This is a genomic window from uncultured Fretibacterium sp. (genome assembly GCF_938040765.1).
Taxonomy (GTDB): Bacteria; Synergistota; Synergistia; order Synergistales; family Aminobacteriaceae; genus CAJPSE01.
Map to the genome: position 1 here is coordinate 1 of NZ_CALIAA010000253.1, position 15,688 is coordinate 15,688.

General features: G+C 65.3%; 14 protein-coding genes. 10 read left to right on the forward strand and 4 right to left on the reverse strand.

The window, feature by feature from the left end:
• Positions 1-1,818: bifunctional diguanylate cyclase/phosphodiesterase (locus Q0176_RS08680; protein WP_299301616.1), on the forward strand; the 1,818-nt coding region annotated here is incomplete at its 5' end.
• Positions 1,815-3,443 (forward strand): bifunctional UDP-sugar hydrolase/5'-nucleotidase, encoded by a 1,629-nt coding sequence (locus Q0176_RS08685; protein WP_299301619.1) that lies wholly within the window; start codon positions 1,815-1,817, stop codon positions 3,441-3,443. The genes Q0176_RS08680 and Q0176_RS08685, both read left to right, overlap by 4 nt.
• A gap of 62 nt (positions 3,444-3,505) precedes the next feature.
• Here the strand turns inward: Q0176_RS08685 and Q0176_RS08690 are convergent, their stop codons facing one another.
• The gene (locus Q0176_RS08690) at positions 3,506-4,129 is read right to left on the reverse strand and encodes a methyltransferase type 11 (protein ID WP_299301622.1); all 624 of its coding nucleotides are present in this window, start codon (positions 4,127-4,129) and stop codon (positions 3,506-3,508) included.
• A 220-nt stretch (positions 4,130-4,349) separates the two neighbouring features.
• On the opposite strand from Q0176_RS08690, the gene Q0176_RS08695 reads away from it, so the two are divergent.
• The 8 genes from Q0176_RS08695 (at position 4,350) to Q0176_RS08730 (ending at position 10,626) form a co-directional block, all read left to right on the forward strand.
• A complete protein-coding gene (locus tag Q0176_RS08695) occupies positions 4,350-5,081 on the forward strand; it encodes an NAD-dependent deacylase (RefSeq protein ID WP_299301625.1) in 732 nt (243 codons plus the stop codon).
• A gap of 235 nt (positions 5,082-5,316) precedes the next feature.
• Positions 5,317-6,042, forward strand: coding sequence for an ATP-binding cassette domain-containing protein (locus Q0176_RS08700; RefSeq protein ID WP_299301653.1), 726 nt, complete (start codon positions 5,317-5,319; stop codon positions 6,040-6,042).
• A gap of 7 nt (positions 6,043-6,049) precedes the next feature.
• Positions 6,050-6,790 carry a molybdate ABC transporter substrate-binding protein gene (gene modA / locus Q0176_RS08705; protein ID WP_299301627.1) on the forward strand — a complete coding sequence of 247 codons (741 nt, stop codon included), beginning with the start codon at positions 6,050-6,052 and terminating at the stop codon, positions 6,788-6,790.
• Between the two features lie 91 nt (positions 6,791-6,881).
• Positions 6,882-7,565, forward strand: coding sequence for an ABC transporter permease subunit (locus tag Q0176_RS08710; RefSeq protein WP_299301630.1), 684 nt, complete (start codon positions 6,882-6,884; stop codon positions 7,563-7,565).
• A gap of 55 nt (positions 7,566-7,620) precedes the next feature.
• Entirely contained in the window at positions 7,621-8,475 is an 855-nt protein-coding gene (gene modD, locus Q0176_RS08715; protein WP_299301633.1) for a ModD protein, read from the forward strand.
• 12 nt (positions 8,476-8,487) lie between these two features.
• The gene (locus tag Q0176_RS08720; protein WP_299301636.1) at positions 8,488-9,378 is read left to right on the forward strand and encodes an endo alpha-1,4 polygalactosaminidase; all 891 of its coding nucleotides are present in this window, start codon (positions 8,488-8,490) and stop codon (positions 9,376-9,378) included.
• Positions 9,379-9,476: 98 nt separating this feature from the next.
• On the forward strand, positions 9,477-9,611 hold the full coding sequence (locus Q0176_RS08725) for a hypothetical protein (protein WP_299301638.1): 135 nt from the start codon (positions 9,477-9,479) through the stop codon (positions 9,609-9,611).
• Positions 9,604-10,626, forward strand: coding sequence for a virulence RhuM family protein (locus tag Q0176_RS08730; protein WP_299301641.1), 1,023 nt, complete (start codon positions 9,604-9,606; stop codon positions 10,624-10,626). The genes Q0176_RS08725 and Q0176_RS08730 overlap by 8 nt, the downstream gene beginning before the upstream one ends.
• A 126-nt stretch (positions 10,627-10,752) precedes the next feature.
• Here Q0176_RS08730 and Q0176_RS08735 read toward each other — a convergent pair whose 3' ends face one another.
• The 3 genes from Q0176_RS08735 to Q0176_RS08745 form a co-directional block, all read right to left on the reverse strand.
• Positions 10,753-12,750: a S9 family peptidase gene (locus Q0176_RS08735; RefSeq protein WP_299301644.1), complete on the reverse strand. Its 1,998-nt coding sequence runs from the start codon at positions 12,748-12,750 to the stop codon at positions 10,753-10,755.
• An 82-nt stretch (positions 12,751-12,832) separates the two neighbouring features.
• Positions 12,833-13,786: a phosphate acyltransferase gene (locus Q0176_RS08740; protein ID WP_299301647.1), complete on the reverse strand. Its 954-nt coding sequence runs from the start codon at positions 13,784-13,786 to the stop codon at positions 12,833-12,835.
• A gap of 32 nt (positions 13,787-13,818) precedes the next feature.
• Complete coding sequence (locus Q0176_RS08745) at positions 13,819-15,435, reverse strand: ClC family H(+)/Cl(-) exchange transporter (RefSeq protein ID WP_299301650.1); 1,617 nt, start codon at positions 15,433-15,435, stop codon at positions 13,819-13,821.
• Positions 15,436-15,688 lie beyond the last annotated feature (253 nt).

Genomic DNA, 15,688 nt, shown 5'->3' on the forward strand with positions numbered 1-15,688 from the left:
CGGGTCATCCTGAGACGGTTGAACACCATGCGGGGCATCTTCACCCGCATCATCCACGAGGTCAACTTCGACCTGCGCTTCACGGCCACCCGCCAGGACGAGATCGGCGACTTCGCGGTGTCCGTCAACGTGCTGCTGGACACCCTGGAGCACGTCATCATGCAGATCCCCGACGCGCTGATCATCAACGACGCCTCGGGACGGGTGGTGTTCCTGAACCTCGAGGCACGGAGGCTTTTGAACCGGATGAACTTCTCCCGTGAGACGGACACGATCTTCGTCAAGGACATCCTGAGCCGAACGGAGAGCAAGGTGCTGGGGCCCACGAGCGACCAGTTCGTCTACGAGGGGGTGTTCCGCCGGGAGGACGGTTCCACCGTCCCCGTCGAACTCCACAAGAACACGCTGTCCCTGGGGCCGCAGAGGGTGGTCCTCTACCTGGCGCGGGACCTGACGGAGCGGCACAACCTGGCCGCCCGCATCGACTGGAACGACCACCACGACGCCTACACGGGCCTGCCGAACCGCAAGTCCTTCGTCGATACGCTGAACGGGCTGCTGAAGGCGGACAATACCATCTTTGGCAAGAGCGGCACACGGCCGGCTCCGGAGCCCCTCACGCTGGTGGTCATCAACATGGACCACTTCAAGAGCATCAACGCCGAGGTGGGGGACGTCAACGGGGACAGGATCCTGGTGATGGTCGCCGAACGGCTCAAGGCCACCCTGGACGGCAGGGGCGCGATCTACCGGACGGGCGGCGACGAGTTCGCCCTCCTGATCGGGATGCAGGGCGAGATCCAGGACAGGGCGGCTTTGCTCGCCATGCTGGAGAGGGCCCGGGATGCGGTCAACCTTCCGTGCGAGGTGGGGGAGGGGATGGTCTATCCCAGCGCGAGCATCGGGGTTCTGTCGGACGTCTCCATCTGGAACTCCCCCGCGGTCATCATGGAAAAGGCGGCGAGCGCGCTGAAGAACGCGAAGAAGGCCGGGCTGGGGGCGGTCATCTTCTTCGAGGGTCGCGACGACCGGGAGGAGGTCCCGTTCTCCGGCTCCATCCTCAACATGAGGGCCGAGCTTCAGTCGGCCATCGAGAACGACGAGTTCATCCCCTACTTCCAGCCCGTCTACTCCATCAAGGATCGGGAGCTCAGCGGGTTCGAGACGCTGGTTCGCTGGATGCACCCTCAAAAGGGCTTCCTGCCGCCCTCGCGCTTCGTCCCCTACGCCGAGCGCATCGGGCTGGTCGGCGAGATCGACCGCTGCATGATGCGCCGCGCCATGGAGGCCATAGGCAACTCCTCGAACGCCTTTTACTTCTCGGCCAACGGGTCGTCCAACCTGCTGCAGAACCCCAATGCGGCGGACATCATCCGGGGCTCCCTGAACGAGGCGGGCATCGACCCCTCCTGTTTCGTGGTCGAGGTGACCGAGAGCGTCCTGATCGACAACCTGAAGGAGGTCAGCGCGACGCTCGACAGGCTTCGGGAGACGGGGGTCCGGATCTTCCTCGACGACTTCGGGACGGGCTACTCGTCGCTGCAGTACATCCATTCCCTGCCGCTCGACTGCATCAAGCTGGACATGGCCTTTGTCCGCCACGTCTTCGACTCCGAGAAGGAGACCCGGATGCTGCGCACCATCATCGACATGGCCAACGCGCTGAACCTGGACACGATCGCCGAGGGCGTCGAGACGGAGGAGCAGTTGTCCTGGCTCGGCGAGGCCGGGTGCGGAAAGGCGCAGGGCTTCTATTTCTCCAAACCGCTCTCCTGGGCCGACGCGGAGAAGCTGATTCGGAAGGAAAGGGCGAAATGATGAAACGGTTGTTGAGAGCGGGCTTGATCTGCGGCATCCTTCTGGCGTTCGTCTCCCCGGCCGCCGGCAGGGACGGGAGGGTGACCATCCTCTCCATCAACCATCTGAAGAGCCAGCTCCTGCCGATCTCGGAGAAGGTGAACAAGACCTCGGTGCGCATCGGGGGGCTGTCCCATGCCGCGGGGCTCGCAAAACAGGAGCGGTCCCAAGGGGACCCGAACACCATCTTCGTCCAGACCGGGGAGGCGGTAGAGGGGCCGATGTGGCGTTATTTCAGCGGGGTCCCGGAGTTCTCGGCCCTCTCGGCCGCCGGGATCCAAGTGGGGATGATCGGCAAACGCGAGTTCGATTACGGCTGGGACCACCTGAAGCAGGCCCTGGATCATGCATCCTTCCCCATAGTCCTCTCGAACGTGTCGATATCCGATCCCGAGGCGGCGCGCAAATTCGTGCGGAACGTCGTCGTCCCGGCGGGGGACCTGAAGGTCGGCTTCTTCGCGATGCTCTCGACCTGGATCTTCTCCGTGACGAGGAAGGCGGACGAGCTGACCGTCCTGACCGATACGGAGGGCATAGCCCGGGAGATGGTCGCCGACCTGCGGGCCCAGGGCGCGGACGTCATCGTGATGCTCAGCAACCTCAGCGAGGGCGAGAACCGTCACCTGGCGGAGTCGGTCCCGGGGATCCACGCGATCGTCGGCCGCGGGGTGTCCGAGAAGGAGGAGGTGCAGCTGCAGCTCGTTCAGGGTCCCGGCGATTGGACGACCGCCCTGGCCTGGGGCGGATCCAGGGGAAAGTTCCTGGGCAAACTCGTCCTGACGACCGAAAAGGGCAGGCTGCTGTGGGACCGGACGTCCTGGCGCCTTTTGAACGTCACCCCGAAGATCCCCCCGAACCCGGAGGTCATGAGGATCGCTGCGGAGTACGAGAGCAAGCTCAACGGCAGCCTGGAGCGGGCGGTCGGCTTCTTCGAGAGCCCCGTCGACGCGCAGAAGAGGACCCTGCGGGTTCGGGAGATGCCTCTGGGGGACTTCATGGCGGATGGGCTGCGGTGGAGGTTCAAGACGGACGTGGGGCTCGTCAACGGCGGGTCCCTGAGGGGGGACCGGATCTTCCCCGCCGGGGAGGTCTCGGAGAAGAACCTGACGGAGATCCTGCCGTTCGGCAACGGCATCGAGGTCGTCACGGTGACGGGGATGCAGCTTAGGCAGATCATGGAGCTCTCCGCCTCCGCCCTCATCGTCGAGGGCGAGCACTTCGACCCCGCGTTTCGCGTCCCGAACGGAGGGTTCCTTCAAATATCCGGGCTGAAGGTCGTCTACGACCTCAGGGAGAAGGCGGCGTCCTTCGACTCCGGGGGCCGGCTTCTGTCCTGGGGGAACCGCCTGAAGCGGATCCTCGTGCAGAAGGACGGGGAGTGGCGGGAGGTCGACGATGGGGCAAAATACACCGTGGCGGTCAACAGCTGGATTGCCGGCGGGGGCGACCGCTACTTCGTGTTCGAGGGGGCCCGGAGGGAATCGACGGAGGTCCGGGAGCTGGACGTCCTGGTGGACTACCTGCGTTCCTTCCCCGAGGGAAGGGTGGACATGAAGACGGACGGCCGCATCGTCATCGAGAAATGACGGGCGCCGCAGAACGGGGAAAGAACGGGAGAGGAAAAGACGAGAGGGGGGGCGACCCCCTCTTATTTTTTCCGGAGGTCTCCCCGGCACTCGTAGACGAACGCCGGAGGGATGTTGATGGGGACGAAGGAGGTCCGGATCTCCGAGAAGCGCGATTCGAAGTGGCGCTTCATGATCTTGGAGTACTGATAGGCCACGAACTTGCCGCCGGGGACCAGGGTATCCTGGACGGCGTCCAGGATGCGGGCGGTCATCGCCGGGGGAAGGACGGTGAAGGGCAGGCTCGAGACGATGCAGTCCAGCTTGTCGATTCCCAGGTCCTCCAGGATGGCGGGCAGTTCCTGGGCGTCCCCGTAGAGCTTCAGGCCGGGGTGCGAGAGGCCGATCATCCGCTGGAGGTCGGGGTCGATCTCGAACACGAGAAGCCGGGCGTCCGGCCGCGCCCGGCGGACGATGCTCCGGGTGAAGACCCCCGTCCCGGCCCCGAGCTCGGCGACGTTTCGGACCTGGCTCCAGTCGATCTTGTCCAGGACCGCGCGGGTGAGGTAGGGCGAGCTGGGTATGACGCTCCCCACCTGGCGGGGAGCGCCGACGAAGCGCCGCAGGAAGACCATGCCCTCCGCAATCCGTGATTTCAGCTGTCTTCCCTGGCGCTGCAGTTGACCGTAATCTTTGCTCAATGCCATCCGATCCTTTCGCTCCGATTCCGTGTCCCGGCTCCGGTAGCCGCATTCGAAAAAGCCCCCGTCCGGGTACGTTCCTTTCCCCGGTGTCCCTGGTGTGCGATAATTTTCAATTATAGCGTATGGGTATAGCGTATGGGTACAGCGTATGGGATGCGGCGGGGGAGCGGGGTTTTATCGAGGACGGATCATCGAGGATCATCGAGAAGGAGGGACCGCGAGGATGAACGGGGACGAACGAGGAAGACGCCTGGTCGTGCTGACCGGTGCGGGGATGAGCGCCGAGAGCGGGCTCAAGACCTTCCGCGACGCCGGGGGGCTTTGGGAGGAGTACGACGTCATGGAGGTCGCCAGCATCGAGGGGTGGCACCGCAACCCCAAGCTGATGACCGAGTTCTACAACCAGCGCCGGGAACAGCTGGCCCATGTGGAGCCGAACCTCGGGCACCGCATCCTGGCGGAGCTCGAGGGGTTCTTCGACGTGGGGATCGTCACCCAGAACGTGGACAACCTGCACGAGCGCGCCGGGAGCACGAAGGTGCTGCACCTGCACGGGGAGCTGACCAAGGTGCGCAGCGTCCGGGACGAGACCCGGGTCCGCGACATCGGCTACAGCCGGATGGAGTTTGGGGAGACGGATACGGACGGCTCCCCGCTGCGCCCCCATATCGTCTGGTTCGGGGAGGCGGTCCCGATGATTGCGGAGGCGTCCCGGTGGGTGGCGGGGGCGGACATCTTCGCCGTGGTGGGCACGTCCCTGAACGTGTACCCGGCCGCCGGCCTGATCCACGACCTGCGCCCGGGAACGCCCGCGTTCCTGATCGACCCCAACGAGGTCGCGCTTCCGAGCAAATCCCATTTCACCGTGATCCGCGCCGGCGCGGGCCATGGCATGGAGTTGCTGAGGGAGAAGCTGATGGACCTCTTCCCCGCGCCGGACCCCCGGCAGCGGTAGAGGGTGAGTCGAGACGCCGCGGAGTCTGCCGCCTTCATGGCGCGCCGCGGCGCTCGCCCTGCCGTTTGACACTTTTCCCTCTATGGCTTATTCTGACCTTGGCCGCCGAGTTGTTCTCTGAAATAACTTGATGTCCGTCAGGCCGGGGCGTCGTTCCGGTTCATGGCGTCTCGTGCGAAAGTCGGCAGGAGTGCTGTTGGCAGGAATGTTGTTGGGAGGAGTGTCGTTGGGAGGAGTGCTGGAGGTTCGGGTCAGAAAACGCCTGGGGGATTTCTCGACGGGTGCGGACTTCGTCCTGGATGGGGTCGGGATCACCGCCCTCTACGGCCCGTCCGGGGCCGGCAAGACGACCCTGCTCAACATGGTCGCCGGGCTCGTCGTTCCCGACGAGGGGCGCATCGTCCACAACGGCACGGTGTTCTTCGACGCGGCGGAGAGGGTCTTTCTGCCGGCACGGAGGCGCGGCGTGGGGTACGTGTTTCAGGAGCATCGTCTCTTCCCCCACCTCTCGGTGCGGAACAACCTGCTCTTCGCCCCGCGTTTCTGCGGTCGGCCGTACAGCCGGTCCTTTTTCGAGCGCGTGGTCGCGCTGATGGACCTGGAGCCCATGCTTGGGCGCGGCGTCGGCTCGCTCTCGGGGGGCGAGAGCCAGCGCGTGGCCATCGGCAGGGCCCTGCTGGCCTGCACGTCGTTTCTGCTGATGGACGAGCCCCTGGCCTCCCTGGACGCTCGGCTCAGGGACGAGCTGATGGGATATATCGCGACGATCCCGCAGGCCCTCGGCGTCCCCGTGCTCTACGTCTCCCATGCCGAGGAGGAGATCCGGCGTCTTGCCGACCGGGTTCTCGTCGTGGAGAGGGGAGAGGAGACCCGGCTGCGCCCCCCGCGGTCCGGCCTTCGCGGCCCCGGGCCCGGGGGAGAAGCCCCGCGGATGCCGCAGGGTCCCATAAGGAAAGGATGATGAAGAGATGGGCAGGAAATGGATGAGGCGTGTTTTTTCGTTGGCGCTGCCGCGCGTCTTTGTGCTTGCCACCGCCGCGTTCTGCGGCGTCGCGGTGACCACCGGGGCGGGCTACAAGCAGATGGTCGAGGAGCTGGGCAGGGCCTATCGCGAGTCGGGCGGGGCCCTCGAGGAGATGTACGGCGGTCCCATCGGCCAGGTGCTGGTCCAGATCAAGCAGGGCAGCGGGGCCGACGTGGTGATCTCGGACAGGGGGGCTTTGGAAGCGGCCTCGCAGGGGCTGGAGTTCGGCCGCATCGAACCGCTGGGCGATACGGTGCTGGTCCTGGCGTGGCGGAAGGGCCTGAGCCTCGAGTCCCCGAAGGACCTGGAGAAGCAGGAGTTCGCCCGGGTCGCCATGCCCGACCCCAAGGCGGCCATCTACGGCCGGGCCGCGTCCGCGTTCCTGAAGAGCTCCGGCATCGGCGAAAAGCTCGGGGAGAGGCTCGCGGTCGTCTCCACCGTCCCCCAGGTCTTCTCCTACCTCGCCTCCGGCGAGATGGACGCGGGGTTCGTCAACCGCGTCATGGTGCTGAACGGCGGGCAGAAACTGGGCGGATGGTTGGAGATCGCCGAGGGATACCCGCCCCTGAGGATGGTCGCCGCGGTGGTCCAGGGGCGGGAGACGGACGCCGGGGTCCTGAGCTTCCTGGAGTTCCTGAGGGGCGAGAAGGGCAAGGAGATCCTGAAACGTCACGGCATCTGGTGAGCCCGCTTCGCGGCTTTTTTCGCGCCCCGTCCGAGGGGGCGGGGCCTGGAGGAGCGGCCGGCCCCTGTTTCCCGGAGGGGAGGGGAGCGCCGTGCCGGACGAGGCTGCCCTGAGCTTCCCCATCCTTCTCACGCTGAGGGTGTGCGTGGCCTGCGTCCTGCTTTACCTCTGCGTGGGGCTGCCCTGCGCCCGGTTCTGCAGCCGGAGGCGTGGCCTTCTGGCCCGCGCGCTGGCGTTTCTGGTGACGCTGCCGCTGATCTTCCCTCCCGTGGCGATGGGCTTCCTGCTGTTGCTGCTGTTGGGCAGGAACGGCCCCGTTGGAGGGCCCATGGAGCGTTGGCTGGGACTGCGCATCGTCTTCTCCGAGCCGGGGGTGATCCTCTCCGCGTTCGTCGCGGGGCTGCCGCTGGTGGTCCGGCCCCTCCAAGCGGCGATGGAGCGCCCCGAACTGCGCAGGCTGGAGGAGGCCGCCCGCATCCTGGGGTGCGGGGCGATGGGGACGTTCCTTTTCGTGACGGTCCCGCAGGTCTCGAGGACGCTCTTCTCCTGCCTCCTGCTGGGGGTCGCCAGGGCCTCGGGGGAGGTGGGCATCACGATGATGCTGGGAGGGAACATCTCGGGCAGGACCAACACCCTCTCGCTGGAGATCTTCAACTGCGTGTCGCGGGGCGATTTCGACGGGGCCATGAGGCTCTGCGCCGTGCTGGCGGTCGTCGGCACGCTGCTGTATGCCCTGCTGGAGGGGTGCCGCGCACGGGGGGACGGAGGGTTTTGAACGCGGGCGGGGTCCGGCCGGATGGGCGGGCCGCCCGAAGGGAGGAGATGCGCCGATGTTTTTCGTACCCGAAAGCCGTATAGAGGCCTGGATCGAGGAGGACCTCCACCTGATGGACCTGACCGTGGACGCCCTCGGCATAGAGGACCGTCCCGGCTGCGTGGAGTGCTTCCCGAAGGAGGACTGCGTGATCGCCGGGGTGGAGGAGGCCGCCCGGATATTCCGGGCCGTCGGGGCCCTGGCGGAGGAGGTACGGCCAAGCGGCAGCCGCTTGCCCGCCGGGACCGTCTGCCTCCGTGCCGAGGGGACGGCCGGGCGGCTGCACGCCGTCTACAAGGCGGCGCAGAACGTCATGGAGTACGCCTCCGGCATCGCCACGCGGACCGCCGGGGTCGTGCGGAACGCGAGGGCCGCGTCCCCGTCCGTGGAGGTTGCGGTGACCCGCAAGCACTTCCCGGGGACGAAGCACCTCTCCGTGAGGGCCGCTCTGGCCGGCGGGGCGACCGTGCACCGGCTGGGCCTGTCGGAGTCCATTCTCGTCTTCGACCAGCATCGGGCTTTCATGGACGAGGCGGAGTTCCTGTCCGCGATCCCGAGGATGGCCGCGCGCTTTCCGGAGAGGAGGATCATGGCGGAGGCCGGTTCCGTGGAGGAGGCCGTCCGGTTCGCGGAGGCCGGAGTCCAGGTGATCCAGTGCGAGCGTTTTTCGCCCGACGCGCTGCGGGAGTGCGCCGAGCGGGTGCGCCGAATCCAACCCGGGGTCCGCATCTCCGCCGCCGGGGGCATCAACGCGGACAATGCGGCGGACTACGCCGCGGCGGGGGCGGACGTCCTGGTCACGTCCTGGGTCTACTTCGGCAGGCCCCAGGACGTCAAGATGAAGTTCTCCGCCGCTCGGGCCCGGTTTTGACCGGCGGCGTCCATGATGGAATGGGTTGGTAAAATCGCGGGGCGGGCGTTGCCGTGCGCCCTGGTGGCCGTGCTCCTCCTCTGCGGATGCTGCCTTGCCGGGGAGGCGCGCCCGGAGCGGGCATTCGACGCTCCGTACGGCGTTTTTATCGGGATGAGAGGCAGCGAGGCGCTGAGGGACCGGCGCGTCCTGCGGACCAGGGTGCTGGTCGTCGACCCGGCCCATTTCGAGGAGCGGGAGATCGCGTCTCTGAAGGAGTCGGGCCACACGGTGTACGGCTATCTGAACGTGGGCTCCCTGGAGGCGTTCCGCCCGTATTACGGCAGGTTCAGAAAATTTGTCCTGGGAAGGTACGAGAATTGGGACGGGGAGTGGTGGATCGATGTATCCGCCGCGCCGTGGCGGGATTTCGTCGTCTCCGAGCTGGCCGCGGGGTATCTGCGGAAGGGAATCGACGGATTCTTCGTCGATAACTGCGACGTCTATCACTACAGGAAGGCCCGCGGGATCTTCGACGGGCTGACGGAGGTGCTGCGCCGGCTCTCGGGGTACGGGCTGGAGGTCCTCATCAACGGCGGGGACGAGTATGCGACGGCCGCGCTGGAGGAGTACGGGAGCATCGAGGGCCTGTTCTCCGGGGTGAACCAGGAGACCGTGTTCACCAGGATAGATTTTGATAAGGTAAATTTTGATAAGCTGAATTTTGAAACGGGCGCCTTCGGCAGGAGCCGGGAGGAGGACCGACGGTATTTCCTGTCCTATCTCGAGAGGATGGAGAGGGCCGGGGCGAAGGTCCGCCTGCTCGAGTATACGCGGGACGCGGATACGGCGAGGGAGATCGAACGCTTTTGCGGGGCCAGGGGGTGGGAGTGTTTCATCTCCGGGTCCGTGGAGCTGGACTGAATGACCTGCCAGCCATCGTCTGACAGGTCAATTCGCGAACTCCCTGACCATTGCCTGCGTCATGCAAATAAACTGGGATGTGGCGGGAGAAAGGTCGTTTGAATGAAGAAATCCTTGACCCGCTGGACCTCATTCAGCGTTATGAAGAACAGCGTGCTTCTCTGAACGCCGAAATCGGCCGGGTGCTGGCGGAAATTACCGCTCATTTAGGGGATGGCAGGAAGGATGAATAATTTACCCGCTGAAAAAAGCAAGGGCGACGTCATTATTTATCAGTCAGAAAATGGTGACACCAAAATTGATGTGCGCTTTGAGGATGAAACCGTCTGGCTGACAAAGGTGCAGATGGCAGAACTGTTCCAGTCCTCCAGAACGAATATCGTCGAACATATTCGGAACATTTATGCAGAAGGTGAACTGGATAAGGAGTCAACCTGTCGGATTTTCCGACAGGTTCACCAAGAAGGAAATCGCGAAGTTGCAAGAGAAATACCGCATTATAACCTCGATATGATTATCTCGCTCGGCTACCGAGTGAAGTCTTCTATTGCGACGCAGTTCCGGCGCTGGGCGACCGCGCGCTTAAAAGAGTATATGATCAAGGGCTTCACCATGGACGATGAACGCTTGAAAAATCTTGGAGGCGGAAACTACTGGCGCGAGCTGTTAGACCGCATCCGCGACATCCGTTCTTCCGAAAAAGTGATGTACCGCCAGGTGCTCGACCTTTATGCCACCAGCGTGGATTATAATCCCAAAAGCACCGAATCTGTTGCCTTTTTCAAGATGGTGCAGAATAAGCTGCACTATGCAGCGCACGGACATACCGCTGCAGAAGTAATCTATGAGCGGGCAGATGCCGAAAAGCCGTTTATGGGGTTAACGTCTTTCTCCGGTGATTTTCCAACGATGAAGGATATTTCCGTTGCGAAAAATTATCTTTCCGAAGCAGAATTGAAAATCCTGAACAATCTGGTTTCGGGATATTTTGACTTTGCCGAAATTCAGGCCATGCGCCATATGCCCATGTATATGAGCGACTATGTGGAAAACCTTGACCGCATTCTTTCTACCACAGGCGAGGCGCTTTTAACCGGTGCCGGAAAAGTCAGCCATGCCCAGGCACTTGAAAAAGCAAAGGCGGAGTATAAAAAATATCAGGTGCAGAACCTTTCTCCAGTAGAGGAAGAGTATTTGCAGACCATTCGTACCATTGAAAAGACGGCAAAAGAGGGGGGCGCAAAATGACCGAACAAGCGGCGCAAGCCCCGCCCTTCAGGGCTGGGGTGAGCCGCTGAAAACATAAAATATCTTACCCAATAGAGACCAGACTTAGGCAGCGGCTCAGCGGCTACCCTCCGGCACGGCGATTCCCTACACCTTCTCCACGAACCACCGCACGATCTCCCGCATCCGGGCCAGGCGCGGCCTGGGGCGTCCGGACCGGCTCAGCTCGTGGTTCTCGCCCTTGAAGACGCACAGCCGCGCCTCCACCCCGTTGCGCCGGAGCGCCGTGAAGAACTGGAGCCCCTGGGAGAGCTCGCAGCGATGGTCCTCGTCCGAGTGGATGATCAGGGTCGGGGTGCGCGCCTGATCGGCGTACTTGAGGGGCGACTGGTTCCAGAGCTCGTCCACACCGCTCCAGATGTCGGCCGCCTGCTGGTCCGGGACGAAGAAATAGCCGATGTCGGTGATCCCGGCCATCGAGACCCAGTTGCAGATGCTGCGCTGCGTGACGGCCGCGCGGAAGCGGTCGGTTCGGCCGACGATCCAGTTGGTCATGAACCCGCCGTAGGAGCCGCCGGTCACGCCCAGGCGGTCGCGGTCCACGAAGGGGAGCGTGTCGGAGGCCCAGTCCACGAAGGCCATCAGGTCCTCGTAGTCGACGGTGCCGTAACGGCCCCGGATGTCGGCGAAGGCGTTCCCCTTTCCGTCGCTGCCCCGCGGGTTGCAGAACAGCACGGCGAACCCCTCCGCGGCCCAGCACTGCATCTCGTGCACGAAGACGTCCCCGAACGTCATCTTGGGCCCGCCGTGGATGTGCAGCAGGGTCGGGTACTTCTTGCCGACCTCGAAGCCGACGGGGCGCATGTACCAGCAGTCCAGCCCCTCGGGGGTGCCGTTCTCCAGGCGGACGTACTCGGGGACGCTCAGGTCCTTCCCCTCCAGGGCCGCGGCGTTGAAGTCCGTGAGGCGGCGCTCCCTCCCGGCCTCCACCAGGTACAGCTCCTGAAGGCCCAGCCCCTCGAGCCCGACCACGGCGGCGCGGCCGTCCCGGACGTCGTAGTCCTCGATGCTGCGCAGCTCCTGCGAGACCTGCACGACGCCTCCGTGCGCGTCGACCGTGTGCAGGTGCGAGCGGTATCCGTCCGTCGAGACGAACCACGCCCGGTCCCCATCCACCCGAAAGGCCTGAGCCTGGTCGGTCAGGCCGTACCGGCAGTCGCAGATCACGGAGTTCCTCAGTCCCCGGTCGAGCTCGGGCGTCAGGCATTTCGGGGCGCCGTCCCCCGCCAGGTAGAAGCGCACGTTTTCGTTGTGCCCGTGACGCTTCATGTCCGTTCCCGTCAGCAGCAGGCCGCCCGCGAACGCATCCGCGCAGGACCAGGCGAAGTGGGCCTGAGGCACGCGCTCCGCCATCTCGCCGGACTCCAGGTCGAACTCCCACACACCGCTCGTCTCCGGCATCACGTCCCTGTAGACGACCCCCGTGACCAGCGCCCGCCGGCGGTCGGCCGAGAGGCGCACCCGGCGGACCTCCATGTCGCGGGGCGACAGGTCCCTGAGCTCCCCCGAGGCGGGGGTGAAGAGGGAGAGCGTGCGGCGGGACTGCGCGGTGAAGCCCTTGCCGTTCGTGCAGAACGGGATCTGCTCGAGAACCCGATAGTCCGCGTCCTCGAAGCGCTCCGGCTCGCGGGGGTCGACGGTCCAGAGCAGGAGGCGGCCCTCGTCGAGCGCCCAGAGCTCGGTCACCTCGCGGGGAACCTCGGCCAGGAGGCGCGCTTCCCCTCCCGTTACGGGAATGCTGTAGATGCGGGCGGTCCTGGCGTCGGGGTCCGCGTCAGGGCCCGATGAAGCGCCCTCGGCAGGCTGGTGCGCCCGGCCGCTGACGAAGATCAGGGCGGCTCCCGAGGGGTCCCAGCAGAAGGCCCGCTCCGCCCCGGACGCGGTCAGGGGGGTGCACGTCTCCGTGTTCAGGCTGTACACCCAAAGGTCCGAGAGGTAGCGGTTGCCCTCCAGGTCGGCCCGGTGCACGGCGAAGGCGATCCTCGAGCCGTCGGGCGAGAAGCGGGGCGCCGACAGAAAACGGTATCGGAGCAGGTCGTGGAAGACTACGCGCGCGTCGGAGGTCTTGTCCTCATGTTTCTCCATGACGAATCGATCCCTTTCTGAAAACTGATGCCGAAGGCCGGTTCCGAAAGCCGGCCGGGGCAGGGGGCCGTCCCCGAATCCGCTATGCGCCGCCTCGGGGCGTCTGTCCCGCCGAGGCCACGACGCAGAGCGCGATGGAATGGAACTTCTCCTCGGCGCTCGAACCGCGGGAGGTGACGACGATGGGGATCCTGGCGCCGACCACGATACCGGCCAGCTCGGCGTGGGCCGAGACGAGCAGGCTCTTGCCCAGGAGGTTTCCGGTCGTCAGGTTGGGCGTCACCAGGACGTCGAACCGGCCGCAGTTCTCGCTCCTGTAGCCCTTGATCGCGGCGATCCCCGGGTCCATCGCCACGTCGTAGGAGATCGGGCCCTCGACGACGCAGTCGGGGATCTCCCCGCTGCGGTTCATCTCCGCCAGCTCGGCGGCCTCCACGGTCTCCTTCATCCTGGGGTTCACCTTCTCGACCGCGCAGAGCACGGCCACCCTGGGCCGCTCCCAGCCCATCGCCCTCAGGGTCCCCACGGCGTTTAGGATCAGGCCCTTCTTCTGGTTCAGGTCGGGGTAGAGAACCATTCCCCCGTCGGTCACCACCACGAGACGGTCGACGCCGGGGATCCGAAAGAACGCGAGGTGCGACATCAGCCCGCCGGAGGGGGAGTCCTCGCTGTGCAGGTTGTTGGTGCGGTCAACGACGGGCTTCAGCAGGTCCTTCGTATCCATCCTGCCCTTGACCAGAAAATCTCCCGCGCCCTCGGCGATCAGCTCGACGGCCCGCTGGGCTGGATTTTTTCCGGATCCTTCGGGCACGTCCGCGATGACGCAGGCGCCCGGGTCCTCCCCAAGGGCGCGAACTCGGTCCGCGATGAGCTCCCCGCGGCCCGTGAGGACGGGGTCCCCGATGATGCCCTCCCGACGGGCCCTGAAGACCGCCTCCAGGACATGCTCGTCCTCCGCGCCGGCCACGACGCACCGGCGTTTGTCCGGCAGGCTTTTCGCCCTCTCCGCGAGCTCGTTGAAACTGCGATAGCTCATGGTCTCCTGCCTCCTCGTCCTTGCCGTTTTTGTCACGGTCCCGCGGCGCCGGAGGTCCCCTTCGTCAGGCTCTCGAGCTGCTCCTGCGCCTCCCTCATCGCGATCCGCGGGATCAGGACGACCAGGTAGTCCCCCGCCATGAGCCGTACCTGTCCCGACGGCACGATCTCGCCGGAACCGCGTTTGACCGCGATGACCAGGGAGTCCTCCGGCCACAGGATCTCCGCGATCGTCCTTCCGTCCGCCGGGCTCAGGTTCTCGACCCCGAACTCCACCAGCATACGATCCCGGGCGGATGCGGAGCGGGCCCTCTCATGGTCGGAGGCGGCGGACGAAAGGAGCCTCTTCTGGAGGCTCTCGTAGATGGGCTCGGAGCGGAAGCTCTCCGCGACGACATAGGCGGTCATGGCCACCAGCCCCAGGGGCAGCATGAAGGCGAAGGAGCCGGTCATCTCGCTGATCAGGAGGATGCCCGTCAGCGGCGAGCGCACGATGGCGGAGAAGTGCCCCGTCATGGCCATGAGGGCCAGGGACGAGACGTACTGCGGCTCCATCAGCCCGGCGGAAACGGCCGCCTGGCCGAAGACGTTTCCCACCAGGGAGCCCAGCACCAGCAGGGGGAAGAAGATGCCGCCCGGCAGGCCGCTGCCGAAGCAGAGCGCCAGCAGCGCCAGCTTGGCGGCGTAGAGGCCGATCAGGACGACCGGCGACGGGTTCTCCCCCATGGCGTAGAAGATCATCGGCTCCCCGCTCCCGAACAGTTCGCCGCAGAGGAGGCAGGCTGCGGCGGTGAGGGCGAAGGGAAGGAGCCCGCACCAGGCCCAATGAAGCCGGAGCCGTGCGTAGAGGCTTTTCCCCCAGAGGATGCACCGGTTGAAGAGGACCCCGCTCAGCCCCGTGACGATCCCCAAGGCGACGAGCAGCCCGTAGTATCCGAGCGGCAGGACGTCGCGCCCCTCGACGAGCAGCACGGGGCGTACCCCCAGCACGGTGCCCGCGGTGAACACGGACGCGAAGGCCGCGGCCGTCGCGCTGACCAGGACGACGGGCGAGAAGTTGCGGTGCAGCTCCTCCAGGGCGAAGACGACCCCGGCGATGGGCGCGTTGAAGGCTGCGGCCAATCCGGCCGCGGCGCCGCTCGACACCAGGAACTTGCGCTCGGTGAAGGGCCTGCGGCCCAGCTCCGCGAAGCCCTGCCCCACGGCCGCGCCGATCTGTACCGAGGGGCCCTCCCGCCCCAGGGTCAGGCCGCCTCCCAGGGTCAGGAGCCCGCCCAGGAACTTGAAGGGCAGGACGTTCTGCCATCGGACCCTGAGCCGTCCGGCCAGGTGGGCCGAGACCTGGGGAATGCCGCTCCCCGATATGAGCGGGGCGAGCCTGTAGCAGAGCCCCGCCAGGACCCCGAAGACGGCCATCAGTCCGATGTAGGCGGCCAAGCTGCCGGCGCTTTGTCCCGCCCCGGAAAGGAGGCCCCGGAGCAGCTTCCCCGTCATGGATATGCCCAGCCGATAGGCCGTGATGACCAAGCCGACGAGGACGCCGATGGCAAGCCCCTCGACGAGCAGGTACAGCCTGAGATGTCCGCGGCCCCTCACCTCCCTGGCGATGGGGTCTGCCGCTGGGGCCTTTTCGCGTTCGGTGAGGCTCAAATCCTTTCATATCCTTTCTCGAAAGATGGGCAGAGAGGATTTTCGCGCAAAAGCGATCCTTTCTCATCCTCAGACGGAACACCTGAAGGCTGCGCCCTTTCAGCGGCTTCGGGGCATTCTTCCGTCGGCCTCCGTTTTGTCGTTTATTATACCTCCTCGTAGAATAAGTAACGTGGAAGTGATACCAGGGCTGGTAACCTACTTCCAGTTTTGTCGGGAAAGCTCGTAACCTCCTTGGGACGCCAAGCCCGCA

Excerpts from the sequence above, each read along its gene's own strand:
- Q0176_RS08685 (WP_299301619.1), top strand. The coding sequence starts at position 1,815 with ATGATGAAACGGTTGTTGAGAGCGGGCTTGATCTGCGGCATCCTTCTG.
- Q0176_RS08690 (WP_299301622.1), bottom strand. The coding sequence starts at position 4,129 with ATGGCATTGAGCAAAGATTACGGTCAACTGCAGCGCCAGGGAAGACAG.
- Q0176_RS08695 (WP_299301625.1), top strand. The coding sequence starts at position 4,350 with ATGAACGGGGACGAACGAGGAAGACGCCTGGTCGTGCTGACCGGTGCG.
- modA (WP_299301627.1), top strand. The coding sequence starts at position 6,050 with ATGGGCAGGAAATGGATGAGGCGTGTTTTTTCGTTGGCGCTGCCGCGC.
- modD (WP_299301633.1), top strand. The coding sequence starts at position 7,621 with ATGTTTTTCGTACCCGAAAGCCGTATAGAGGCCTGGATCGAGGAGGAC.
- Q0176_RS08720 (WP_299301636.1), top strand. The coding sequence starts at position 8,488 with ATGATGGAATGGGTTGGTAAAATCGCGGGGCGGGCGTTGCCGTGCGCC.
- Q0176_RS08730 (WP_299301641.1), top strand. The coding sequence starts at position 9,604 with ATGAATAATTTACCCGCTGAAAAAAGCAAGGGCGACGTCATTATTTAT.
- Q0176_RS08735 (WP_299301644.1), bottom strand. The coding sequence starts at position 12,750 with ATGGAGAAACATGAGGACAAGACCTCCGACGCGCGCGTAGTCTTCCAC.
- Q0176_RS08740 (WP_299301647.1), bottom strand. The coding sequence starts at position 13,786 with ATGAGCTATCGCAGTTTCAACGAGCTCGCGGAGAGGGCGAAAAGCCTG.